Below are 22856 nucleotides of genomic sequence, written 5' to 3'. Positions count from 1 at the left end.
CGGGACGAGATGTTCGGACTGGACCTGACGGTATTGGGCTTCATCGTGCTGGCCAGCCTTAGCGCTGGTGCCGTGGCCTATGCCTTCCTGTTCAGGTCCCTGGAAAACGAGAAGAAGGCCGAGAGGCGGCTGCAGACGGTCAAATACGCCGAGACGGATCGTTCGGTGGTCAAGGCGGCGCGCGACCGTGTGGCGGAGGCCGCCAAGCGCCGCAAGTCGGTGCAGGATTCGCTGAAGGATCTGGAACAGAAGCAGAAGGTCAAGGACCAGAACGTCAAGAAGCCGCCGTTGCGCATCCAGCTGCGCCAAGCGGGAATGCAGGTTTCGCTCGAGCGCTTCTACATCTATTCGGCCGTCTGCGGCGTGGGCCTGACCCTGCTGCTCTTTATTCTGGGCGCACCCTTGATCGTGTTGCCGGGCGTCCTTCTCGCCGGTTCGCTCGGCATGCCGCGCTGGTTCGTGTCCTTCAAACGGGCGCGCCGCGTCAAGGCGTTCCTCAACGAGTTTCCCAACGCCCTCGACATCATCGTGCGCGCGGTAAAGTCGGGCCTGCCACTGAATGACGGCATCCGCCTGATCGCCAGCGAAGCGCCCGAACCGGTCAAGACCGAGTTCCGCCGCATCGTCGAGGCCCAGCAGGTTGGCCTGTCGATTCCCGACGCGGCCTTGCGGATGGGCGAGACCATGCCTTGCGCAGAGGCAGGCTTCTTCGGCATCGTCATCCAGATTCAGAGCCAAGCCGGCGGCAACCTGTCCGAGGCGCTCGGCAATCTTTCCCGGGTGCTGCGCGACCGCAAGAAGATGAAAGCCAAGGTCCAGGCGCTGTCCATGGAAGCCAAGGCGTCGGCGGTGATCATCGGCGCGCTGCCGTTCATCGTCGCCTTCCTCGTCTATCTGTCCAACCCCAACTATATCATGCCGCTTTTCACGACGAGCACCGGGCATCTCATTCTCGGCATCTCCGGCATCTGGATGTCGATCGGCATTTTCGTGATGCGCAAGATGATGAACTTCGAGGTCTAGGGGACATGACCGATCACGTCGTCAAGGCCATTACCGACCCATCGTTCCTGATCGCGCTGCTCGTCAGCATTGCCGTCTTCGCGACCGTCTTCACGGTATTGCCCGCACTCGGTGGCAACCCGCTCAAGTCGCGAATGAAGGTGGTGGCGCTCGAGCGCGAGGAACTGCGCGCCAAGCAGCGTGCACGGCTTGCCGCCGAGGCCGATCGCCGTCGCAAGGGGTTGCGCGAGGAACAGTCGATCGGCATGCGCCACATAGTCGAGCGTCTGGACCTGAAACGCGCGCTGGTCGACGAAAGCACGCTGAACAAGCTCAAGGTGGCCGGCTTTCGCGGCCAGAACCCGCTGACGAAGTTCCTGTTCTTCCGCCTCGTTCTGCCTTTTGCGGGCTTTGCGCTTGCCGGCGTCTACGTGCTGTTCCTGGGCGGCTTGCCCGAGCAGCCCGGCCTTGTGAAGCTGTTCGTCTGCATCGTCTTCGCCTACGCAGGCTTCTACGCACCCATCATCTATGTCAGCAACCGCGCCTCCAAGCGTAAACAGTCCATCCAGATGGCCTGGCCGGACGCGCTCGACCTGATGCTGATCTGCGTGGAATCGGGCATGTCGATCGAAGCGGCGCTGCGCAGGGTTGCCGACGAGATCGGCTCGCAGTCGGTGGAACTCGCCGAGGAGTTGATCCTGACCAACGCCGAGCTGTCCTACCTGCAGGAGCGGAAGCAGGCCTATGAGAACCTGTCAATCCGTACCGGACTGGAATCGGTCAAGTCGGTGGCGCAGGCACTGATCCAGGCCGAGCGCTACGGCACACCAGTGGCGAATGCGCTCAGGGTGCTGGCCAATGAAAGCCGCGAGATGCGCATGAACGCGGCGGAGAAGAAGGCCGCAGCATTGCCGCCGAAACTCACGGTGCCGATGATCCTGTTTTTCCTGCCCGTCCTGTTCGCCGTCATCCTTGGCCCTGCCGGGATCCAGGTCAGCGAGCGCGGCCTCTTCTGAGGGCAGGGGCAAGCGACAACGCCATGAAAAGCACAAGCCGCGCGGTTGATGCCGCGCGGCTTGTGCTTTTGGCGATGCGCCTTCGTATCGGCCGTTCAGTTCGTGGCCGTGGCGGGCGTCTTCTTGTCCTGGTTCTTGATCTGGTTCCAGGCGTTCTGCTGCGAGAGCATGCCGCGCAGATAGGCGACATTTGCCTGGGCCTGCTCGGGCGAAAGCTCGCGGCGGGCAATCTGCTCGGCTTCGTCGAAGCGACCCTGCAGCCCCACCACCAATGCCAGGTTCTGCCGCACGCGGCTGTCGGAGTCGGGCGCGGCGGCGGCCGAGCGCATATAGGTCTCCGCGGTCTTGAGGTCGCCCTCCAGCAGGTAGGACATGCCGAGGTTGGACAGCACCGACGGTTCGTTTGGCTTGATGTCCAGCGCCTTGCGATAGAGCTGGCGTGCCTGCTCGGCCCGGCCGATCTGGTCGAGGATCGCGCCTTCGGCCGAGGCCAGCTTCCAGTCAGGATATTCGGGCGTCTGGGCGCGCCGGACGGCGTCCAACGCCGGCTCGAACTCGCCGACGGCCGCAAGGGCCTTGCCGTAGGCTGCCAGCACTTCGCGGTCCTTGGGCAGGGCGATGGCCAGCTTGCGCATGACGGCGAGGGCCTGGTCGGCCTGACCGTTCATCCCGAGCACGCTGGCGTAGCGCAGGGCAGTGGCCTTGTCGTTGGGGGTCTGGGCATAGGCCTTGCCGAGCGAGGCGGCAGCGCTTCCCAGTTCGCTCGACGACATGCTCTCCACCGGCTTGCCCGATGCGCGCGCGATCGACCCCGTCGACATCTTGTCCGTCGTGGCGCACCCGGCGACGCCGGCCGCCAGCGCCAGCAGCAGGGTCGCCGTCATCATCCGTTTTCCGGTTGCGTTCCACCTGCGCTCGCTCGACATCGACGTCGGTTCTCCATCCGCCCCTGCGGGCCGTTCCCGGCCACTCCGCTTTTGGAGAAATATTCTGTTAACCCTAACGCACGGTTAACGAGGGTTGCCGTGGCGCTCTCGGTACGCCTTTCGTCCGGACCGGGGCAGCTCTCGGGGGCGACCCCCAACCGGGTTTTCCCCCTCAAACAGAACATAATTCCCCTGCATATCCGTGTGCCAAGGGCGCCCTGAAAGTCGCGCTTGACGTCGGGCAGTCATAGCAAGGAAAAAGATCTCACATGATCAGCAGACGCCAGATGCTTGCCGGTACCGTTGTTGGTGCCGCATCGCTGATGCTTCCGGAAGGGCTCGCGCTTGCGCAGCCGCGCGCGATGGCAAAGGAGGTTCTGTTCGACCCCGATATTCCCGTGCTCGGCAATCCTGATGGTGATGTCACCATCGTGGAATTCTTCGACTACCAGTGCTCTTATTGCAAATGGGGTTTTCCGGACCTCATGAACGTGGTCGAGCGTGACGGCAAGGTGCGGCTGGTGATGAAGGACTGGCCGATCTTCGGCGAGGCTTCCGTCCAAGCTGCGGGCCTGGTGCTGGCTGCGGGTGAGACCGGCCAATATGCCAAGGCCATGCGGGCGCTGATGGCCAACAGGCAGCAGCTTCAGTGGTATGGGGCCGAAAAGATCCTGGCCAGGGCTGGCCTCGACCCGGCCCTGTTGAAGGAGTCGCTGCACAAAGATGGCAGGCGTATCCAAGACGTGCTGGCTCGCAACTATGCGCAAGCACGTGCATTCCACTTCCGCGGCACCCCTTCCTTCATCGTCGGTAGCGCGATCCACCCCGGCATGATGCAGGAGCGGGACCTGGTCAAGGCGATCGCGGCAGCGCGGGCGGCATAGTTCCTTCGCTCGCCTGCGAGCCGCGCGGCGCTTTGCAGGCGCGCGGCTTGGCGATAGAAATGCACCGGCGGCTTGCGCCGCAATGAGCCGGTCCGAAACGGCCTGCTGTCCCGATCAAGTCAAGGAACCCCTGATGCCGCTCGCCCTCACTGACAAGAAGCCGAAACAGTCCCGCCCGGTTCATCTCATCGCCAAGGACGGCCTCGAAGGCGCCGGGCTCGATGCCGCCGCCGTCGCCTGGGCGAAGCAGAACGGCTTTGCCGGCGAGGCCGGCCGCACGCTGGCGCTGCCCGGCGCCGACGGCTCGGTTGCCGGCGCGCTGTTCGGCCTCGGCAATGGCGGGGAGGGGAATGGCGCGCTGGCGCTCGGCGCCCTGGCCCGCAGCCTTCCCGAGGGCGACTGGCACTTTGCCGAGACGCCGGCCAAGCCGGCCCTCGCCGCGCTCGGCATTGTGCTGGGCGGCTATGTCTTCACCCGCTACGGCAAGAAGCCCGGCAAGGACCTGCGCTTCTCGCTGCCCGCCGGCGTCGACCGCGCCGAGGTAGCGCGCGTCGCCGACGCAGTCTTCCTGGCCCGCGATCTGGTCAACACGCCGACCAGCGACATGGGCCCCGATGCGCTCGAGGCTGCAGTGCGCAAGCTCGCCAAGCATCACAAGGCCAAGGTCGAGGTGACCGAGGGCGACGACCTCCTGAAGCGCAACTTCCCCATGATCCACGCCGTAGGCCGCGCCTCCGCCACCGCGCCGCGACTCATCGACATGGTCTGGGGGAAGAAGGATGCGCCCAAGGTGACGCTGGTGGGCAAGGGCGTGTGCTTCGACACGGGCGGTCTCGACATCAAGCCGGCCAGCGGCATGCTGCTCATGAAGAAGGACATGGGCGGCGCGGCGAATGTGCTCGGCCTTGCCTCGATGATCATGGCTTCCGACCTGCCGGTGCGCCTGCGCGTGCTGATCCCGGCCGTGGAAAATTCCATCTCCGCCAACGCCTTCCGCCCCGGCGACGTGCTGCAGAGCCGCAAGGGGCTGACTGTCGAGATCGGCAACACCGACGCCGAAGGCCGGCTGATCCTTGCCGATGCGCTGGCGCTGGCCGACGAGGAAGCGCCGGAACTGCTGATCGACATGGCGACCCTGACCGGTGCCGCCCGTGTGGCGCTGGGTCCCGACCTGCCGCCCTTCTACACCGGGGACAACGCGCTCGCCGCCGAACTCGCGACGGCGGCGGTCGAGGTCGAGGACCCGATCTGGCGCATGCCGCTCTGGAAGCCCTACGACGCCAAGCTCTCGTCGAAGGTGGCCGACATCAACAACGTCACCACCGACGCGTTTGCCGGCTCGATCACGGCGGCGCTGTTCCTGCAGCGCTTCGTCGAGAAGGCGAAGAGCTGGGCGCATTTCGACATCTTCGCCTGGAACCCGACCGAGCGGCCCTACGGCCCGGTCGGCGGCGAGGCGCAGGCCATCCGCGCGCTGGAGAGGGTGATCGCGACCCGCTTCGGCTGATGGTTGCCTTGCAAGGACTGAAACGGAACCGAAACGTTTTCGGTGCATTCTCGGGCGCATGGCAGTCCATTTGCGTCCGAGTCAGGCCTTGCGACTTTGGCAACAGGTCAACCTGTCCGAAGTGCGCGACGACGCGCCCGACCTGACGGTGAGGCAGATGGCAATCTTGCTCACCATCTATCTCGACCCGCCGCCGCACACGGTGCGCGGGCTCGCCGCGCGGCTCAACGTCACCAAGCCGGTGATCACGCGCGCGCTCGACACGATGGGCGCGCTCAAGCTCGTGTCCCGCCACCGCGACGAACTCGACAAGCGCAACGTGCTCATCAAGCGCACCGTGGAAGGCGCGCTCTATGTCGAACGTTTCGGCGATGCTATCATCGCCAAAGCAATGGAGTTGCCGATTTGACTGCCCACGACCGCCGCCTGCATGCCTTCCGTGCAGACCTCGCCGATGCCCGCCTGAAGGGCCAAGTTTCCGCCGAACGTTTTGTCACGGGCCGCCCGGCGCGGATCACCGCCTCGGTGGCCGACGTCAAGAAGGAGCCGCGCGCCGATTCCGGCATCGACACGCAACTGATTTATGGCGACGACGTGCTGGTCTTCGACGAGACGCCGGGCTGGGTGTGGATGCAATGCGAGCGCGACGGCTATGTCGGCTATGTCGCGGAAACCGACATTGGCCCGCGTGAACACGCGCCGACGCACCGAGTGATCGCGCCGCGCAGTTTTGTCTACCCGGGCGCCGACCTGCGCTTTGCCCGCGCGGGTGAGCTGTCCATGGGCTCGCTCGTCACCGTCGTCGGCCATGCCGAAACGCGCGGCACGCGCTATGCGCTGCTGCCTTCCGGCGAGGCCGTGATCGACTCGCATCTTGCGCCGCTTGATCATGCCGCCGCCGATTTCGTCGCGGTGGCCGAGAAACTTATCAACACGCCCTATCTGTGGGGCGGCGTTTCCGGCTTCGGCATCGACTGCTCGGGCCTTGCGCAGCTTTCCCTGCTGATGGCCGGGCGCAAGGTGCTGCGCGATTCCGACATGCAGGCAGCGACCATTGGCGAGCCGGTGGCGACGGGCGCGGATTATTCCGGCCTGCAGCGCGGCGACCTTGTCTTCTGGTCGGGCCATGTCGCGATCATGGTCGATGCGGAAAACATCATTCACGCCAGCGGCAACACCATGATGGTCACCCGCGAGCCGCTGAAGGACGCAATCGAGCGCATCCGCCCGCAATACGGCGCCCCCTCGGTGTTCCGGCGGCTGTGAGGGGGCGCTCTCCCCCCCCCTTGGGGGGGGCGAGGATGACGAAGTGGGGCGGCCGGTACCAATTGCCGCTTCGCGGGATCCCCGGAACCTCCGCACTTCGCTTCGCTCAGTGCTCCGGCCCGAGGATGACGAAGATGGGGTCTGCCTTCGCGTCGAGCGCAATTCATCCCAAATATGGAACGGCGGCGATCTTCAAATGAATGTGGCGCTCGTGTAGGTAGTCTCCCGGAGAGCGCTCTCATCAGTTTCTAACAGGATGAAATCATGAAGAAATTCCGCTTCGCCCTTGCGGCGTCGGCGATCGTTCTGGCTGCATCCGCGCCAGCGAAGGCTGAGGACTTGGTGTTTACGCTCAAGAACGGAACCCAATCCGTGCTCACCCGATTCTACACTTCTCCCGTCGGCGTCAACGAATGGGAAGAGGACGTGTTCGGCCGGGACGTGCTTAATCCCGGCGAGAGCGTCGAAGTCACCATCGCCGATGGCCGGACTGTCTGCTCCTATGACATGAAGTTCGAGTTCGAGGAAGGCTCTGATCTGGATACCACGACCGATACGCAGGATTTGTGCGAACTGGGGTCCTATACGATCCACGAATAATCGAGAGCGGGGGGCTGCTCAAGAGCTCCCCGCCGCAATCTCTGGCTCGGCCTGCTTCGGCGTGCCGATTCCGGCATCGTTCATCGCGATGCAAGCCGCGTGGAAGGCCTGTGAAACCGCCGCGAGCTTGACCGCCTGCCAGTAACGATAGTCTCGGACGAGTTGAGGCGAGATCCAGCATTCGCCCCGGTTGCTGCGGTTGGCCCAGCCGATGAGGCCGGCATCCCGCGCCATTCCGAACAGGCGAGCGGCATGCGTTCTGGATATGCGGTATTTCTGCGAGAACGCGTTCGGCGATACCTTTCCGATCCATATTGGCGACGTCATCTCCGTGGACAACGGGGGAACGCCGATGACCAGGTCGTGCAGGATGCTGCTGCCGGAGTCCGAGCGAACGAATTTGGCAATGCTTTGCTGCGGTCGATGCCAGTCCTGCGCCGCCAGAAGAAGACGTGCGAAGCGGGGCTGTGCCCATTGCAGAATGTCCGGATGCCGGCAGGACAACGCATAGCGCTCGCCGTCGTCGATCGTGTCGAGAGCCCGCAGGTGAATATCGAAATAGCGTCGGATGAGCCGCTCGCTCATCTCTGTCGCTTGAGCGGCTTGTAGCCGTCGGTCTTCTCTCGGCAGGGGCGCGATGAACCGATAGCGCTTCATTTCCATCAGGAAGGAATGGACTGTATTGCGGCTTGCGACTCCCGTGTCCTTGATTGCGCGGAGCAAGTTGCTGGGTGAGAGAGGTGCGGAAGCCGGATCGAGCTGATACTCGAAATGCAGGGCGATCGTCACCTGACTGAGGATCCATCGTTGCAGGTCCGCAACATAGTGAACCTCCTGCGGCAAGGCGAGATGCGTGTCCAGAAGCTCCTGTGCCGCAGACGCGACACCTTCCGTGAACAGCTCCATGCGAACGAGAGAATCTGCCGAATAGGCAAGTGGAGGGGAAGCGAGAGCGGGCATTGAAAAGGTATTGGGTAACAATTGGGTCTGGCGACGTTTCACGGTCCCTCGCCACCCGCAAAAACGGGAGCGAGGAACCGACGTTCGGTGATGCCGGCCGCTAATACCCCGCCGCGCGGTTCACCACATATTGCAGTTTCTCGCCACGCTCGAAGGCGTCCATCTGCTGGAGCATCGGCGGAGCGAGGTGCTCGGGGTCGGAGCTGGCGGCCGCATGCGGCGTGAGGAACACTTTCGGGTGTGACCACATCGGACTGCTGCCCGGCAGCGGCTCGACCTCGAACACGTCGAGGCTGGCTTCCTTCAACGTGCCGTCGTCGAGCGCGCGCAGGATGTCGGCATCCTTCTGCAGCTTGCCACGGCCGGCATTGATCAGCACCGCGCCGTCAAGCCCGTTGCGGCGGCGCAGGTGGCACAGAAGGTCGTAATTGACGATGCCTTCGGTCGCGGGCGTGTGCGGCAGCAGCACCACCAGAATGTCGGTGGCGTTTAGGAACGGGACGAGGCCTTGCTCGCCGTGGAAGGTCGACACGCCTTCCATCGGCCGGTCGGTGCGGCCCCAGCCATTGACCTTGAAGCCGAGCGACAGAAGCGCCGTTGCCGCCGCGCGGCCGAGCTCGCCAAGCCCCATGATGCCGACCGAAATGTCCTCGGCCGGCCGCTGCGGCGGCTCCTGCCAGAGCCTGTTCTGCTGCTGGGCGCGGTAGAGCGCGCCCTGGCGGTGATGATCGAGCACGCGCCAGACGACATATTCGGTCATGTGGCGGGTGAGGTTGTCGGCCACCACGCGCACGATCGGCACGTCGGGCAGGCCGGGATCGTTGAAGAGGTGGTCGACGCCGGCGCCGATGGAGAAGATGGCGCGCAGGTTGGGCAGCCTGGCGAGGATGTTCGGCGGCTGCTTCCAGACAACGGCATAGGTGATCGACGGGTCGGTCGCGCTGTCGGGCTTCAGAACCACCTCCCGGTCCGCCGACAGAAGTTCCTGCCAGCGCTGCGGGTTGAACCCGGTGACAGACAGCAAAATACGGCCCTTGTCCATGCCGCACCTCCCCTTTGTGTTTGCTTGCTTTACTCGCTGACGACGCCCGCGGGTGCCGTTTCGATGCGGAACGCGGCCGATATCAGCGCGCGCGTGTAATCCGTCTGCGGATTCTCGAAGATCTGTCGTGACGGGCCGGCCTCGACGATCTGTCCGTTGCGCATGACGATGACGTCGTTGGCTAGGGCCCGCACGACCTTGAGGTCGTGGCTGATGAACAGATAGGCGAGGTCGTGCTTGGCCTGCAGGCCGCGCAGCAGGTCGACCACCTGCGCCTGGACGCTCATGTCGAGCGCCGAGGTCGGCTCGTCGAGCATGACGAAGCGGGGCTTCAGCACCATGGCTCGGGCGATCGCGATGCGCTGGCGCTGGCCGCCGGAGAATTCGTGCGGATAGCGGAAGCGGGTCGACGGATCGAGTCCGACCTCGTTGAGCACGGCCACGACCTCGGCGTCGCGCTCGGCTTCCGAGAGTTTCGGCGCGTGGATCTTCAGCCCTTCCTCGATGATCTCGGCAACCGACATGCGGGGGCTCAGCGAGCCGAACGGGTCCTGGAACACGATCTGCAGGTCGCTGCGCAGCGGCCGCATCTCGTTGAAGGACAGCTTGTTGATGTCGCGGCCCTCGAACTGGATCTGGCCGGTGGAGGAGATCATTCGGGCGAGCGCCAGCCCCAGCGTCGTCTTGCCCGAGCCGGATTCGCCGACCACGCCCAGCGTCTGGCCGGCGCGCACGGTGAGATCGATGCCGTCCACGGCCTTCACATGGTCGACCGTCTTGCGGAAGAAACCCTGCTTGATGGGGAACCAGACCTTGACCTCCTTGCCGGACATCACGGGCTTGGCGTTCTCGTTGGCTGCCGGCGGCTTGCCCTTGGGCTCGGCGGCGAGCAGGTGGCGGGTGTATTCGTGCTGCGGATTGGTGAAAATCGACTCGGTCGGGCCGGCCTCCACGATCTTGCCCTTGGTCATGACGCAGACGCGGTCGGCAATGCGGCGCACGATGCCGAGATCGTGGGTGATGAACAGCATCGACATGCCGGTGTGGCGCTTCAGCTTGTCGAGCAGCTCGAGGATCTGCGCCTGCACCGTGACGTCCAGCGCGGTCGTCGGCTCGTCGGCGATCAGGAGCTCGGGCTCGTTGGCGAGCGCCATGGCGATCATGACGCGCTGGCGCTGGCCGCCGGAAAGTTGGTGCGGATAGGCGTCGAGCCGCTTTTGCGGCTCGCGGATACCGACCTCGGTGAGAAGCTCGAGCGTGCGTTCCTGCGCCCGCTTCAGGCTCACCGGCTGGTGCAGCCGCAGCACCTCTATGATCTGCTGCGAGATGGTGTGCAGCGGGTTGAGCGAGGTCATCGGTTCCTGGAAGATCATGGAGATCTTGCCGCCGCGCACCTTGCGCAGTTCCCTTTCGTTCAGCGCCAAGAGGTTCCTGTCGTGGAACAGGATCTCGCCCGTGGGGTGGCTGGCAGCCGGGTAGGGCAGCAGCTTCAGCACCGACAGCGCCGAGACCGATTTGCCCGAGCCCGATTCGCCCACCAGCGCCACCGTCTCGCCCTTGCCGATGTCGAAGGAGATGCGATCGACGGAGCTCTGCGTCTTGCCGCTGTTCGAGAAGGCAACCGAGAGATCGCGGACGGAAAGCAACGTGCTCAAAGGGCGGCCTCTATGTCGGTCTTGCGGAAGTCGTCGCCCTTGAAGAGGAGCTTTTCACTTCGCGCCTTGGCAAGCGCATAGGCAAAGCAGTCGCCTAGATTGAGCCGCGCTTCATGGTTGCCCTTGCCGAATCTACGATAGGCTTCGCGGGCAATTTGCGCCTGGGTCCGTGTAATCTGCGCGAGTTTTATCGCTCCTACGCTCATGATTTCGTCAAGCGCCTCCCCGGTCTCGGGGCCTTTCTTGTCCGCCTTTATCGCGGCCTCCACGAAATTGATCGGCGAGATGAAGATGTCGTCGCGCTCATCGGCGATCGCGCGGCTATAGGAGTCGCCGTCCTCTTCTCCGAGGACAATGGCCAGCAGGGCGGACGCGTCGACAATCATGCCGGAAGCCCATCGTCGTCATAGAGATCGGAATGATCGCTCGTTATGCCGGGCGGTGTCGGTGGAAGGCTCGAGACGATCTCTCTGATACGCTGATATCGCCACTCTCGTTCTTTGTGACGTGCAAGCCTCTCCAGCCTGTCTTCCAGCGCGCGCTCAATGGCCGTGGTCAGGGTCTCACCGGTTTCCCGGGCGAGGTCCCGCGCCAGCCTCTCCACCCGCTCGTTCTTGATGTTCATGCCCATGCCGGTCTCCATGGTAGAAATCCGACAGAATTATACCATCTCAAGCCGCTCATCGGAACGTCTTCCTCGGGTCGAAGGCGTCGCGGGTGGCCTCGCCGATGAAGATCAGCAGCGACAGCATGATCGAGATGACCAGGAAGCCGGAGAAGCCGAGCCAGGGGGCGTTGAGGTTGCGCTGGCCCTGCTTCAGGAGTTCGCCGAGCGAGGGCGACCCGGGCGGCAGGCCGAAGCCAAGGAAGTCGAGCGAGGTCAGCGTCGAGATCGAGCCGTTGAGGATGAAGGGCAGGAAGGTCAGCGTCGCCACCATGGCGTTGGGCAACAGGTGCCGGATCATGATGGTGCGGTTGGACACGCCGAGTGCGCGCGCAGCGTTCACGTATTCGAAGTTGCGTGCCCGCAAGAACTCGGCGCGGACCACGCCGACGAAGGCCACCCAGGAGAACAGGAGCATGATGCCGAGCAGGATGAAGAAGCCCGGCGGCAGGATGGCCGAGATGATCAGCAGCAGATAGAGCACGGGGATGGCCGACCAGATCTCGATGAAGCGCTGGAACAGGAGGTCGGTCCACCCGCCGAAATAGCCCTGGACGGCGCCGGCGCTGACGCCGAGGACAGCCGAGAAGGCGGTGAGGATCAGGCCGAACAACACCGAGATGCGGAAGCCGTAGATGACCCGCGCCAGCACGTCGCGCGCCTGGTCGTCGGTGCCGAGCCAGTTCCAGTTACCGAGCGTGCAGTTCTCGTCGTTGACGCCTTGCGGATAGCGCTGGCAGCGCACCTCCTTGGAATAGAGCCAGGAAGGCTTTGCGGGCGCGGCCTCCGGAATCTCGTTGTTGACGGTGCGGTAGCTGTAGCGGATCGGCGGCCAAACCAGCCAGCCATGCGCCCTGATCTCGTCGCTTATCACCGGGTCGCGATAGTCGGTGACGGCATAGAAGCCGCCGAATTTTTCTTCTGGATAGTCGATCAGGACGGGGAACAGAATCTCGCCCTTATAGGAAGCGATCAGCGGCCTGTCGTTGGCGATGAACTCGGAACCCAGCGACAAAACGAACAGGACCAGGAAAATCCAGAGCGACCAGTAGCCGCGCCGGTTGGCCTTGAAACTGGCCCAGCGTCGCTGGTTGAGCGGCGACAGCCGAGGCCGCGGCGCCTGGCGGGCAGGGACTTCCGCGATGATCGTCATCACACGTCCCTCCGCTCGAAGTCGATGCGCGGATCGATCCACGTGTACATCAGGTCGGAGATCAGGCTGACGAACAGGCCGATCAGCGAGAAGATGTAGAGATTGGCGAACACCACCGGATAGTCGCGGTCGAGGATCGACTTGTAGCCGAGCAGGCCCAGCCCATCGAGCGAGAAGATGTTCTCGATCAGCAGCGAGCCGGTGAAGAAGGCCGAGATGAAGGCGCCGGGGAAGCCGGCGATGACGATCAGCATGGCGTTGCGGAAGACGTGGCCGTAGAGCACCTGCCGCTCCGTCAGGCCCTTGGCGCGGGCGGTGACGACATATTGCTTGCGGATCTCGTCGAGGAAGGAGTTCTTCGTCAGAAGCGTGGTGGTGGCGAAGGCCGACAGCACCAGCGCCGTCAGCGGCAGGGTGATGTGCCAGAAATAGTCGAGGATGCGCGCCGGCCACGACAATTGCTCCCAATTGTCGGAGGTGAGCCCGCGCAGCGGGAACCAGTCGAAGAAGGAGCCGCCGGCAAACAGCACCATCAGCAGGATGGCAAACAGGAAGCCGGGGATGGCATAGCCGATGATGACGACGGCGCTGGTCCAGGTGTCGAAGGAGGAGCCGTCCTTGACGGCCTTGCGGATGCCGAGCGGGATCGAGATCAGGTAAGACAGCAGCGTCACCCACAGCCCGATCGAGATCGACACCGGCATCTTTTCCAGGATCAGGTCGAGCACGCTGATGTCGCGGAAATAGCTCTGTCCGAAGTCGAAGCGGGCATAGTTCCACAGCATCATGAAGAATCGCTCGAGCGGCGGCTTGTCGAAGCCGAACTGCTTTTCAAGCTTGGCGATGAACTCGGGATCCAGCCCCTGGGCGCCGCGATAGCGCGAGGAGGCGATGCCCCCGGGTTCGAAATTGGTCGCGCCGGCTTCGGCGCCGCCGCCTGAAATGCGTTCGGTTGCGCCGCCGCCCTGTCCGGTCAGCTTGGCGACGACCTGCTCGACAGGGCCGCCCGGCGCGAACTGGACGACGGCAAAGGAGATGGCCATGACCCCGAACAGGGTTGGGATCATCAATAGAATGCGGCGCAGGATATAGGCGCCCATTACGCGGCTTCCGTCAGTTTGTCCGTCTCCCCGCGGGAAGGATCGATCCGCGCAGGGGCACGGGGTGGAAATTCAAGCTTTGCCAATAGCCGCAGCCTTGTCCTTGTCGAACCACCATAGCGCTTCGACTGGAAAGCCGAAATCGGGTTTGGGTTCCTTGAAGCCGAACATATCCCAGAACGCTGCCCGGTGATTCGCCAGATACCAATTTGGAATCCAGTCCTGGCGCGCACGCAAGACCCGGTCCAGCGCGCGCAGCGCAGTGGTCAGGCTCTCGCGACTGTCGGCACTGCCGGCGGCTTCCACCAGCGCGTCCACCGCCGGGTCGGCTATACCGGGAAGGTTCTTGGAGCCCGGCAGCGTGGCCGAGCGCGAATGGAACAGCCCCTCGATCTCGTCACGCGAGGGCGTGGCCGCAAAGGACAGCGCCATGCTGATCGCGTCGAAGTCGAATTCGAGCTGGCGGTTGGTGTATTGCGCCGAATCGACCACGCGGATGGACGCGTCGATGCCGATGGCCCTCATGTTCTCGACCCAGGGCGAATGGATGCGGATCCAGTCCTCGTCGTCGACCAGGAGCTCCAAAGCCAGCGGCTCGCCCCTGTCGTTCTGGACGAATTGGCCGCTGCGCGTCCAGCCTGCCTCGGCGAGGAGCTTCGCGGCCGAGCCGAGCAGCTTGCGGTCGCGCCCCGAACCGTCGGACACCGGCTGCATGACCGCCTCGCCGAAAGCCGCGTCGGGAATCTTGCCGCGCAGCGGCTCGAGCAGGGCCAGTTCCTCGGGCGAGGGGAGGCCCTCTGCGCGGTAGGCCGAGCGCTCGAAGCAGGACTGCGAACGCTCGTAGGAATCATAGAACAGGTTGCGCCGGGCCCATTCGAAATCGAAGCACATGGCGATGGCGCGGCGCACGCGCGGATCGCGGAAGCGCTCGCGGCGCTGGTTGATCGCGGTGGCCTGCATGATCGGCCGCTTCTCGGCCGGGAACTCGCGCTTGACGACCTTGCCTTCCTTGAGGGCGGGGAAGTCGTAGCCGGTCACCCAGACGCGGGCGGTGAACTCCTGCCGGAACAGCACGTCGCCCTTCTTGAAGGCCTCGAAGCCGGCCTGGCGGTCGCGGTAGAACTCGATGCGGATGCGGTCGAAATTGTACAGGCCGCGGCTGACGGGCAGCTCGCGCGCCCAGTAATCCTCCACGCGCTCATATTCGATGGTCTGGCCGGCAACGACGCGGCCGACCTTGTAGGGGCCGGAGCCCAGCGGCGGCTTCATGCTGGCGCTGGTGAAGCCGTTGGGCTCGAAATAGGCCTTCGACGCGATCGGGAAGCCGGCAACGCCGAGGATGGTGCGCGCCGACTGCTTGCCCGAGAAGGTCAGCCGGAAAGTGCGCGCATCGACGGCGACGGCCTCGGTCATCTGGGTGAGCGGCAGGAGCAGGTCGGGATGGCCGTCCTTTTTGAACTGGGTGAAGGAATAGGCGACGTCCTCGGCCGTCAGCGGAGAGCCGTCGTGGAAGCGGGCCTCAGGCCGCAGCGAGAACTCGAAGGTGTTGCGGTCGGCGGAGATGGTGACGCCCTCGGCGACCAGCCCGTAGAGGGCGTCCGGCTCGTCGAGTGCGCTGGCCATCAGCGAATCGAAGCACATCTCCATGCGCGGCGGCGCATCGCCCTTGGCCACGAAGGTGTTGAGCGTGTTGAAGGTGAGCGGGTTCTGGTTGAAGATCCAGCTGGGCGGCGAGAAGATGAAGGCGCCGCCCTTGGGTGCATCCGCGTTGACATAGTCGAACTGCTTGAAATCCGGCGGGTATTTCAGGTCGCCGAAGGCCGAAAGGCCGTGCAGCTTCGTGCCCGTCGGCGCGGCCGCGAAGGCGACGCCCGGCAGCAGCGCCGCGGCCGAGCCGAGGGCCAGGAAGTCGCGGCGGGAGAGCAGGGCAGCCCCCATCATTCGGTGCCTTTGTACTTCGCGGCCAGGGCCTTTTCCTTCTCGGGATCGATCCACCACGAATCGATGTCGGCGCCGGTGTATTCCGGCTGCTTCTCGGGCATGCCGAACTTGTTCCAGTAGGCGATCCACTGCTTGGTCCGATGCCACTGCGGGATCACGTAGTAGTTCCACAGGAGCACGCGGTCGAGCGCATGGGTGGCGGCTAGCAGGTCCTGGCGGTCGGTGGCGTAGATGACGCGCTCCACCAAGGCGTCGACTACCGGGTTCTTGATGCCCATCAGGTTACGCGAGCCGGGCGTGTCGGCGGCCTTGGAGCTCCAGAAATCGCGTTGCTCGTTGCCCGGCGAGGTGGACTGGTTGAGGATCGAGGTAACCGCGTCGAAATCGAAATTGTTGGTCCGGTTGATGTACTGGCTCGTGTCGACGATGCGAAGCGAGGCGTCGATGCCGATCTTGCGCAGCGTGTTGACGAAAGAGTTGGCGATCACCTCGTCGGTTGGGCCGCTGCCGAGGAACTCGATCTTGAACTGCTCGCCCTTGTCGTTCAGCATCTTGCCGTTATTGATCTTCCAGCCGGCTTCGGCGAACAGGGCCACCGCCTGGCGCAGATATTGCCGCTCGGACTGCGACGTGTCGTAGACCGGCAGCTTGAATTCCTGCGTGAACAGCTCCGGCGGCAACTGGTTCCTGTAGGGTTCGAGGATTTCCAGCTCCTTGCCGGTGGGCAGGCCGCCGGAGGCGAGATCGCTTCCCACGAAGAAGCTGCTGGTGCGGGTGTTCTGGTTGTAGAACAGGGTGCGGTTCATCGATTCGAAGTCGAAGGCCAGCGTCAGCGCCTCGCGTACCCGGCGGTCCTGGAACTGCGGCCGGCGCAGATTGAGCGCAAAGCCCTGCATGAAAGTGCTGGCGGTGCTCGGGAACTCCTTCTTGATGACGTCTCCCGCCTGGACGGCCGGGAAGTTGTACTCGGTCATCCAGCGCCGCGAGCTGTTTTCCGCGCGCACGTCCTGGTAGCCGCCCTTGGTGAAGGCCTGCCAGGCGGCGTTGTCGTCCTGGAAATAGGTATAGCGGCGCCGGTCGAAATTGTTGCGGCCGACATTGACGCCCAGATCGGCCGACCAATGGTCGGGTACGCGCGCCCAGATGATTTCCGAGCCCGGCTTGAAGCCCTCTATTCTGTAGGCGCCGGAGCCGAGCGGGGGCTCCAGCGTGGGCCTGGCGATGTCGCGCTTCTTGCCACTCTTGTCTGTGCCTTCCCACCAGTGCTTGGGCAGAACGACCAGATCGCCCATGATCTTGGGCAGTTCGCGGTTGCCCTTCTGGTCGAAGCGGAACTCCACCTCATGGTCCCCCACCGCCACTGCCTCGGTGACGTCGGCGTAGTAGCGGTTGTAGCGCGGGCTGTTGGCCTTCAACGTGTTGAACGACCAGATGACGTCGTCGACGGTGATCGGCGTGCCGTCATGCCATTTCGCACGCGGGTCGAGCCGGTAGGTGGCTGAGGAGAAATCGTCGGGATATTTGAACGCGTCCGCGATCATCGGATGGCTGACGCTGGGCTCGTCGAGCGACTGCTCCATCAGCGTCTCGTAGAGCAGGCCGCCGCCGAACTCCGCGAAGCCGGCCGCCGGCGCACCCTGCACGATGTAGGGGTTGAAGCTGTCATAGGTACCGGTGGCGGTCAGGTTATATGTGCCGCCCTTGGGTGCATTGGGGTTGACGTAGTCGTATTGCTTGAAGCTGTCGCCGTATTTGGATGGGGCGCTGAGGGAGGACGAAGTCCGCCATTCGTCGGCCGCCGTTGCCGTGAGAAGGCTTGCCGCTAGAAGGGCCGGCACGAGGCCGAGCTTGCCGATGGTCCGCGCCAGGCCTGCCTTCATCGCCAACCTCATTCTCCGTCGCTGGTTCCGCTGCGGCTGCCGCTGGGTAAGCCATTCAAGCAATATCCGCCAGGGCCGCCGGAAAGCCTAATAAAAAAGCCGGGCGGAACCCGGCTTTTTCATGATCTTGCGATGATTATTTCGTTACTGCGCCGGCGCCGGCTGGGCTGCGCCGCCCTCGGCAGGAGCAGCAGGAGCCTCCGGAGCGGCAGGAGCCGCGCCGCCTTCGGCCGGGGCAGCGCCTTCCTTCGGCGCTTCGCCAGCGGGAGCGGCCGGGGCAGCGCCTGCCTCAGGCAGCGGCTTCGGGCTGTCCGACAGCGTGCGCAGGTAGGCGATCAGGTTGGCGCGTTCCTCGTCGTTCTTGATGCCGGCAAAGCCCATCGCCGTGCCCTTCACGAACCCCTTCGGCGAGGTGAGGAAGTGGTTCAGGTTGTCGTAGGTCCAGTGGGTGCCACCGTTCTGCGCGAAGTCCTTCATGCCGGCCGAGTAGGAGAAGCCCTCATGCCCGGCAACCGGACGGTCGACGATGTCCCAGAGATCCGGACCGACCTTGTTGGGGCCGCCCTTCTCGCCGGAGTGGCAGGCCTGGCACTTCTTGAAGACGGCTTCGCCGGCCTTCGCATCGGCATGCGCAAGCAGCTCGGCAATCGGCTTGGCTTCCGCAGCAGCAGCGCCGGCGGCGGCAGGCGCCTCGGCTTCGGCTGCCTCGATCGTGAATCCCGGCTTCTCGGGAGCGGACGAAGCGAAAATCTCGTCCGACGCGAGCGAAATGGAAAATACCACGAAGACGGTGCCCAGAAGGCCGCCGATGATCTTGTTGAATTCGAATGAGTCCATTCGCCCCTGGCTCCTTGGCCGGCAGGACACCCAGACAGTCCCGTTCCGCCGACAGTATTATCCCCTTGCCGACCGGGCCGGCAGAATTCGGCGGAAACTAGGTCTTTTGCTTGCCGGTTGCAACACCTATAAGGGCGGCTCCAGTGAGACGTTTTGCCACTTTCCACCGTTGCCTTTGTCCGGACCGTCCGAAAGCCTATGTCGCAGCTCATCCTGATTCCCGCGCGCCTGCGTGCCACGCGCCTGCCCGGCAAGCCGCTGGCCGACATTTGCGGCCGCCCCATGATCGTGCACGTCGCCGACCGCGCGCGGAAAAGCGGGCTTGGCCGCGTGGTGGTGGCCACCGATGCGCCGGAGATCGCCGAGGCCGTGCGTGCTTACGGCCATGAGGCGGTGATGACGCGGGCCAACCACGAATCGGGCTCGGACCGCATCTTCGAGGCGCTGACCGTGCTCGACCCCGGCAGAAACGTCGAGACGGTGATCAATGTGCAGGGCGACTTGCCGACCATCGACCCGGAGACGATTCGGGCGGCACTGCGGCCGTTCAGCGATCCGGCCGTCGACATCGCCACGCTGGGCGTGGAGATCGAACGCGAAGAGGAAAAGACCAACCCGAACGTGGTGAAGATCGTCGGCACCCCGCTTTCGGAGACCCGGCTGCGCGCACTCTATTTCACTCGCGCGACGGCGCCCTGGGGCGAGGGGCGGCTCTACCACCATATCGGGCTCTACGCGTACCGGCGCGCGGCCCTGGAACACTTCGTGACGCTGAAGCCGTCGCCGCTCGAAAAGCGCGAGCGGCTGGAGCAGCTGCGGGCGCTGGAGGCCGGCATGCGCATCGACGCCGAAATCGTGACGACCGTGCCGCTGGGCGTCGACACGCCGGACGACCTCGATCGCGCCCGCGAGATTCTTTCAAAGCAGGACAGGGCCTGATCATGGCTGAAAAGACCAACCGCATTTCCTTCCAGGGCGAGCCGGGCGCGAACTCCGACACCGCCTGCCGCAACGTCTATCCGACGATGGAGCCGTTGCCGTGCCCGACCTTCGAGGATGCGTTCAATGCGGTGGAGACCGGCAAGGCCGACCTTGCCATGATTCCGATCGAGAACACCATCGCCGGCCGCGTGGCCGACATCCACCACCTGCTGCCCGAATCGAAGCTGCACATCGTCGGCGAATATTTTTTGCCGATCCATTTCCAGCTGATGGTGCTGCCGGGCGTGCAGCGCTCGGAGATCAAGACGGTGCACAGCCACATCCACGCGCTGGGCCAGTGCCGCAAATATATCCGCAAGAACGGCTGGAAGCCGGTGGTGGCGGGCGACACGGCGGGCGCCGCCAAGCTGGTGGCCGAGACGCAGAACCGGTCGATGGCCGCCCTTGCGCCGCGGCTCGCTTCCGATCTCTACGGGCTCGACATACTGGAAGAGAATGTCGAGGACACCGAAAACAACATCACCCGCTTCGTGGTGTTGTCCAAGACCAAGCAGTGGGCCGAGCGCCAGGACGGCGTGCCGATGGTCACCACCTTCGTCTTCCGCGTGCGCAACGTGCCGGCCGCGCTCTACAAGGCCATGGGCGGCTTCGCCACCAACGGCGTGAACATGACCAAGCTCGAGAGCTACCAGCTCGGCGCCTTCACCGCGACGCAGTTTTACGCTGATGTCGAGGGGCATCCGGACGACCAAAGCGTCAAGAACGCGCTGGAGGAGCTGCGCTTCTTCTCGCGCGAAGTGCGCATTCTCGGCGTCTATCCGGCCAACGAGTTCCGCGCCACGCAGGACGCCGACGCCTGAGAGCAGATGGCCCTGCCGGGCCTCTCGTCGACCTGATCGAAGCGCCTACAGGCGCTTCGAGAACCAGTGGTCGGCGTAGGGATTGTCGTTGAACCGCTCAATCGCTTGATACCCCTCGCGCCGGTAGAGGGACTGAGCCTCCCTGAGCGCGCGGTTGGTGTCGAGGCATACCGTTTCGGCGCTGAAATCGCGTGCGATCGCTTCGAGCTTGCGCAGCATGCGGCTGGCGACGCCGAGCCCGCGCGCGGACGGCGCGACCCACATGCGCTTTATCTCCGCGGTCGTGGCATTCATCATGCGCAGGGCCGCGCAGCCTACGGGGCTTCCGTCGAGCCGGGCGATCACGAAACTGCCATGGGGAGGGGTGAACTCGTCCTCGGTGGTCGTGTTCCCCTTGCCCTGGTCGAAACCTTCCTCGAAGCGCTGAGCGAGTTCGCCGAAATACCGCGCCAGGCATTGCCGCGCTTCGGCGCTGTCCGCTGGTTCCTCATCGAGCGTGATCGAAGCCGCGGCCAGCAGGCGCCCGACATCCGCCATCGCGGCGATGAGCCGGTCGCGCCCGGTTTCCGAAAGCGGTTCGAGAATGGAATTCGCCAGTTCGTCCGACAGGGCGTCGTAGGCGGCGTGTTCCGCACGGCCCTTTTCGGTCAGCGTCGCGTAGCGGCTGCGGGCGTCGCCGTCGAGCTTGGCGACCGAGACGAGTCCCTGTGCTTCGAGCGAGCGTAGCATGCGGCTGAGATAACCCGAATCGAGCCCGAGTTTTGATCGGAGCGCGCCGAGTGCCGCGCCTTCCGGCCCGATTTCGAACAGCAGCCTCGCCTCGCCGAGCGGGCGACCGCGGCTGAGATAGCTTTCCTCCAGCGCGCCGATCCTGCGGGTGACGGCGCGGTTGAAACTGCGGATCTGGGTGATGCGCGAGTTGTCCATTGCCTGACTCTAGTCAGGTATTATGCGATTGGCAAGGGATGTCTGACTTTGGTCAGATAATCACGCCGTGTCGGCCCATTCCCGGATCAGATGATGGGCGATGGCACCGGGGGGCGGCACGCCAAGTCCGTCGGGGTGAGTGCCGGCCAGCATGGCGCGCACCTCGTCGGGCAAGAACCAGCGGCAGTCTTCCAGCTCGTTGAAATCGGCGTGAATCTCTTCGGTCAGCGCCTCGCCGAAGCAGCCGATCATTAGCGTGTGCGGGAAGGGCCAGGGCTGGCTGGCGTGATAGATAACGCGGCCGAGCCGGATGCCGGCCTCCTCAAAAGTTTCGCGCCGCACTGCCGCCTCGATGGTCTCGCCGGGCTCGATGAAGCCCGCCAGCGCGGAATACATGCCGGGCGCAAAATGCCGCCCGCGGCCGAGCAGGCATTTGTAGGGCGTCACCGTGAGCATGATCGCCACCGGGTCCGTGCGCGGAAAATGCTCGGCGTTGCAGTTGAGGCAGACGCGCTTGTAGCCGCCGTCGCTGCTTTCGGTGTTGTGGCCGCAGCGGCCGCAGAAGCGGTGGGTGGCATGCCAGGCAAGCAGCGATGCGCCCTGCGCCAGCGCGCCCAGAGCGGCAGGGTCGATGAGCCCATGGGTGTAGATGGAGCGGTAGTCGATCGCCTTGATCGATTCGGGCAGCCGTTCGGCCGGCAGCCCGCCGGGGGCGGCAAGCACCGGGCCGGACTCGGAGAAGCCAAGCAGCACGACCTGATCCACACGTGCGCGCAGCGTCTCGGCCTCGGCGAGATCGAAATAGGGATCGAACGCGTCGTCGGCGAGCTTCAGATGCGCGCGGCCGTCGCGCAGGATGAGCAGCCGCGCCGACGGATCGGCCAGGACGGCGCCGATCGGATGGTCCTGACGGCTTTCGGCCTGGCGGTCGATCCGGTTACCCGCGAAGCCGACAAAGTGGCTGGCTTCGCGTTCCGGCGCGTCGAAGAGGCGAAACATTGTCGAAGGGTCCGCTGAGCCGAACATTGAACTATTGCAGCGCCGCGCGGACTTTTTCGCAGAGCCCGTGCAGGTCGGCCCGCGTGTAGGGCTCGCGCATGCCGTGTCCCCACACCGGCCCCGGCCAGCCGGGATCGCCCTCATTGCGGGCGATGACATGGATGTGCAACTGGCGCACGATGTTGCCGAGCGCGCCGGTATTGATCTTGGCACAGCCGGTGGCGCGCTTCAGCGCATGCGCCACCGTGTTGCATTCGAAGGTGAGCATCGCCTGGTCGAGCGGCGTCATGTCGTGGATTTCTTCAACGCCCGGGCGCTGGGGCACCAGCATCAGCCACGGCCAGCGACGGTCGTTCATGATCCGCAATTCGCAAAGACCGAGCCACATCAGAGGCTCGCTGTCGGCCTCGAGCCTGGCGTCCAGTTCGAATCCGGCCCTTTGGCCAGGCATCATCGGCGTTTTCCCTTGTTTTCCATTGAAGCTAGAGTGATGCCCGGCGGCCTGCAAGCGTTTCATGCGCAGGAATGTTTGTTGCGGGCACTTAATCCATCGCTCTTGCAATTAATCGCGCAATTGCCGATATGGGGAGCGGGAGGTTGGTGGTGGACGATCCACTCGCCAACCGGGTCAGGTCCGGAAGGAAGCAGCCCTAACGAGCCCCGGAACGGGTCACTGTTCCAGCCTCCCACCTCTT

23 protein-coding genes and 1 other RNA gene are annotated in these 22856 nt (G+C 64.4%); 10 read left to right on the top strand and 14 right to left on the bottom strand.

What is annotated here, in order from left to right; translation table 11 throughout:
- Positions 1–9 precede the first annotated feature (9 nt).
- Together ABLE85_RS08055 and ABLE85_RS08050 are read left to right on the top strand one after the other, a co-directional pair.
- Positions 10–1023, top strand: coding sequence for a type II secretion system F family protein (locus ABLE85_RS08055; RefSeq protein ID WP_348792200.1), 1014 nt, complete (start codon positions 10–12; stop codon positions 1021–1023).
- Between the two features lie 5 nt (positions 1024–1028).
- Positions 1029–2018 carry a type II secretion system F family protein gene (locus ABLE85_RS08050; protein ID WP_348792199.1) on the top strand — a complete coding sequence of 330 codons (990 nt, stop codon included), beginning with the start codon at positions 1029–1031 and terminating at the stop codon, positions 2016–2018.
- A 95-nt stretch (positions 2019–2113) separates the two neighbouring features.
- Here ABLE85_RS08050 and ABLE85_RS08045 read toward each other — a convergent pair whose 3' ends face one another.
- Positions 2114–2905 (bottom strand): tetratricopeptide repeat protein, encoded by a 792-nt coding sequence (locus ABLE85_RS08045; protein WP_348792198.1) that lies wholly within the window; start codon positions 2903–2905, stop codon positions 2114–2116.
- A gap of 308 nt (positions 2906–3213) precedes the next feature.
- Here ABLE85_RS08045 and ABLE85_RS08040 point away from each other — a divergent pair, with 308 nt between their 5' ends.
- The 5 genes from ABLE85_RS08040 to ABLE85_RS08020 all read left to right on the top strand — a co-directional run bounded on the left by ABLE85_RS08040 (position 3214) and on the right by ABLE85_RS08020 (position 7201).
- Positions 3214–3828 carry a DsbA family protein gene (locus tag ABLE85_RS08040; protein ID WP_348792197.1) on the top strand — a complete coding sequence of 205 codons (615 nt, stop codon included), beginning with the start codon at positions 3214–3216 and terminating at the stop codon, positions 3826–3828.
- Positions 3829–3961: 133 nt separating this feature from the next.
- A complete protein-coding gene (locus ABLE85_RS08035; RefSeq protein ID WP_348792196.1) occupies positions 3962–5335 on the top strand; it encodes a leucyl aminopeptidase family protein in 1374 nt (457 codons plus the stop codon).
- Between the two features lie 58 nt (positions 5336–5393).
- Positions 5394–5744, top strand: coding sequence for a MarR family winged helix-turn-helix transcriptional regulator (locus ABLE85_RS08030; RefSeq protein WP_348792195.1), 351 nt, complete (start codon positions 5394–5396; stop codon positions 5742–5744).
- A complete protein-coding gene (locus ABLE85_RS08025) occupies positions 5741–6601 on the top strand; it encodes an NlpC/P60 family protein (protein ID WP_348792194.1) in 861 nt (286 codons plus the stop codon). Before ABLE85_RS08030 ends, ABLE85_RS08025 begins: the two co-directional genes overlap by 4 nt.
- A gap of 264 nt (positions 6602–6865) precedes the next feature.
- Entirely contained in the window at positions 6866–7201 is a 336-nt protein-coding gene (locus tag ABLE85_RS08020) for a hypothetical protein (RefSeq protein WP_348792193.1), read from the top strand.
- An 18-nt stretch (positions 7202–7219) separates the two neighbouring features.
- Here ABLE85_RS08020 and ABLE85_RS08015 read toward each other — a convergent pair whose 3' ends face one another.
- The 10 genes from ABLE85_RS08015 to ABLE85_RS07970 all read right to left on the bottom strand — a co-directional run bounded on the left by ABLE85_RS08015 (position 7220) and on the right by ABLE85_RS07970 (position 18433).
- Positions 7220–8107, bottom strand: a complete 888-nt coding sequence (locus ABLE85_RS08015; protein ID WP_348792192.1) for a hypothetical protein — start codon at positions 8105–8107, stop codon at positions 7220–7222.
- Between the two features lie 154 nt (positions 8108–8261).
- Positions 8262–9203, bottom strand: coding sequence for a glyoxylate/hydroxypyruvate reductase A (locus tag ABLE85_RS08010; protein ID WP_348792191.1), 942 nt, complete (start codon positions 9201–9203; stop codon positions 8262–8264).
- A gap of 29 nt (positions 9204–9232) precedes the next feature.
- Complete coding sequence (locus tag ABLE85_RS08005) at positions 9233–10858, bottom strand: ABC transporter ATP-binding protein (RefSeq protein ID WP_348792190.1); 1626 nt, start codon at positions 10856–10858, stop codon at positions 9233–9235.
- Positions 10855–11244, bottom strand: a complete 390-nt coding sequence (locus tag ABLE85_RS08000) for a type II toxin-antitoxin system VapC family toxin (RefSeq protein ID WP_348792189.1) — start codon at positions 11242–11244, stop codon at positions 10855–10857. The genes ABLE85_RS08005 and ABLE85_RS08000 overlap by 4 nt, the downstream gene beginning before the upstream one ends.
- Positions 11241–11489: a type II toxin-antitoxin system VapB family antitoxin gene (locus ABLE85_RS07995; RefSeq protein ID WP_348792188.1), complete on the bottom strand. Its 249-nt coding sequence runs from the start codon at positions 11487–11489 to the stop codon at positions 11241–11243. Before ABLE85_RS07995 ends, ABLE85_RS08000 begins: the two co-directional genes overlap by 4 nt.
- Before the next feature lie 49 nt (positions 11490–11538).
- Positions 11539–12675, bottom strand: coding sequence for an ABC transporter permease (locus ABLE85_RS07990; protein ID WP_348792187.1), 1137 nt, complete (start codon positions 12673–12675; stop codon positions 11539–11541).
- Positions 12675–13775 (bottom strand): microcin C ABC transporter permease YejB, encoded by a 1101-nt coding sequence (locus ABLE85_RS07985; protein WP_348792186.1) that lies wholly within the window; start codon positions 13773–13775, stop codon positions 12675–12677. The genes ABLE85_RS07990 and ABLE85_RS07985 overlap by 1 nt, the downstream gene beginning before the upstream one ends.
- A gap of 72 nt (positions 13776–13847) precedes the next feature.
- On the bottom strand, positions 13848–15716 hold the full coding sequence (locus tag ABLE85_RS07980; RefSeq protein WP_348792185.1) for an extracellular solute-binding protein: 1869 nt from the start codon (positions 15714–15716) through the stop codon (positions 13848–13850).
- Positions 15713–17596, bottom strand: coding sequence for an extracellular solute-binding protein (locus tag ABLE85_RS07975; protein WP_348792488.1), 1884 nt, complete (start codon positions 17594–17596; stop codon positions 15713–15715). Before ABLE85_RS07975 ends, ABLE85_RS07980 begins: the two co-directional genes overlap by 4 nt.
- A gap of 144 nt (positions 17597–17740) precedes the next feature.
- On the bottom strand, positions 17741–18433 hold the full coding sequence (locus ABLE85_RS07970; RefSeq protein WP_348792184.1) for a cytochrome c family protein: 693 nt from the start codon (positions 18431–18433) through the stop codon (positions 17741–17743).
- A gap of 198 nt (positions 18434–18631) precedes the next feature.
- Between ABLE85_RS07970 and ABLE85_RS07965 the strand changes: the two genes are divergently transcribed.
- Together ABLE85_RS07965 and ABLE85_RS07960 are read left to right on the top strand one after the other, a co-directional pair.
- Positions 18632–19372 (top strand): 3-deoxy-manno-octulosonate cytidylyltransferase, encoded by a 741-nt coding sequence (locus ABLE85_RS07965; protein WP_348792183.1) that lies wholly within the window; start codon positions 18632–18634, stop codon positions 19370–19372.
- A 2-nt stretch (positions 19373–19374) separates the two neighbouring features.
- A complete protein-coding gene (locus ABLE85_RS07960; RefSeq protein WP_348792182.1) occupies positions 19375–20235 on the top strand; it encodes a prephenate dehydratase in 861 nt (286 codons plus the stop codon).
- Positions 20236–20280: 45 nt separating this feature from the next.
- On the opposite strand, the gene ABLE85_RS07955 is transcribed toward ABLE85_RS07960, so the two are convergent.
- The 3 genes from ABLE85_RS07955 to ABLE85_RS07945 are packed head-to-tail and all read right to left on the bottom strand — an operon-like array spanning position 20281 to position 22615.
- Positions 20281–21162 (bottom strand): helix-turn-helix domain-containing GNAT family N-acetyltransferase, encoded by an 882-nt coding sequence (locus ABLE85_RS07955; protein WP_348792181.1) that lies wholly within the window; start codon positions 21160–21162, stop codon positions 20281–20283.
- 60 nt (positions 21163–21222) lie between these two features.
- Positions 21223–22161, bottom strand: coding sequence for an NAD(+) diphosphatase (gene nudC / locus ABLE85_RS07950; protein ID WP_348792180.1), 939 nt, complete (start codon positions 22159–22161; stop codon positions 21223–21225).
- A 31-nt stretch (positions 22162–22192) separates the two neighbouring features.
- A complete protein-coding gene (locus ABLE85_RS07945) occupies positions 22193–22615 on the bottom strand; it encodes an HIT family protein (protein ID WP_348792179.1) in 423 nt (140 codons plus the stop codon).
- Between the two features lie 138 nt (positions 22616–22753).
- On the opposite strand from ABLE85_RS07945, the gene ffs reads away from it, so the two are divergent.
- Positions 22754–22851: signal recognition particle sRNA small type (gene ffs, locus ABLE85_RS07940), an RNA gene on the top strand.
- Positions 22852–22856 lie beyond the last annotated feature (5 nt).

The sequence above is a fragment of the Mesorhizobium sp. KR1-2 genome (assembly GCF_040045035.1).
GTDB lineage: Bacteria > Pseudomonadota > Alphaproteobacteria > Rhizobiales > Rhizobiaceae > Pseudaminobacter.
This window is presented reverse-complemented; position numbering and strand designations above follow the sequence as displayed.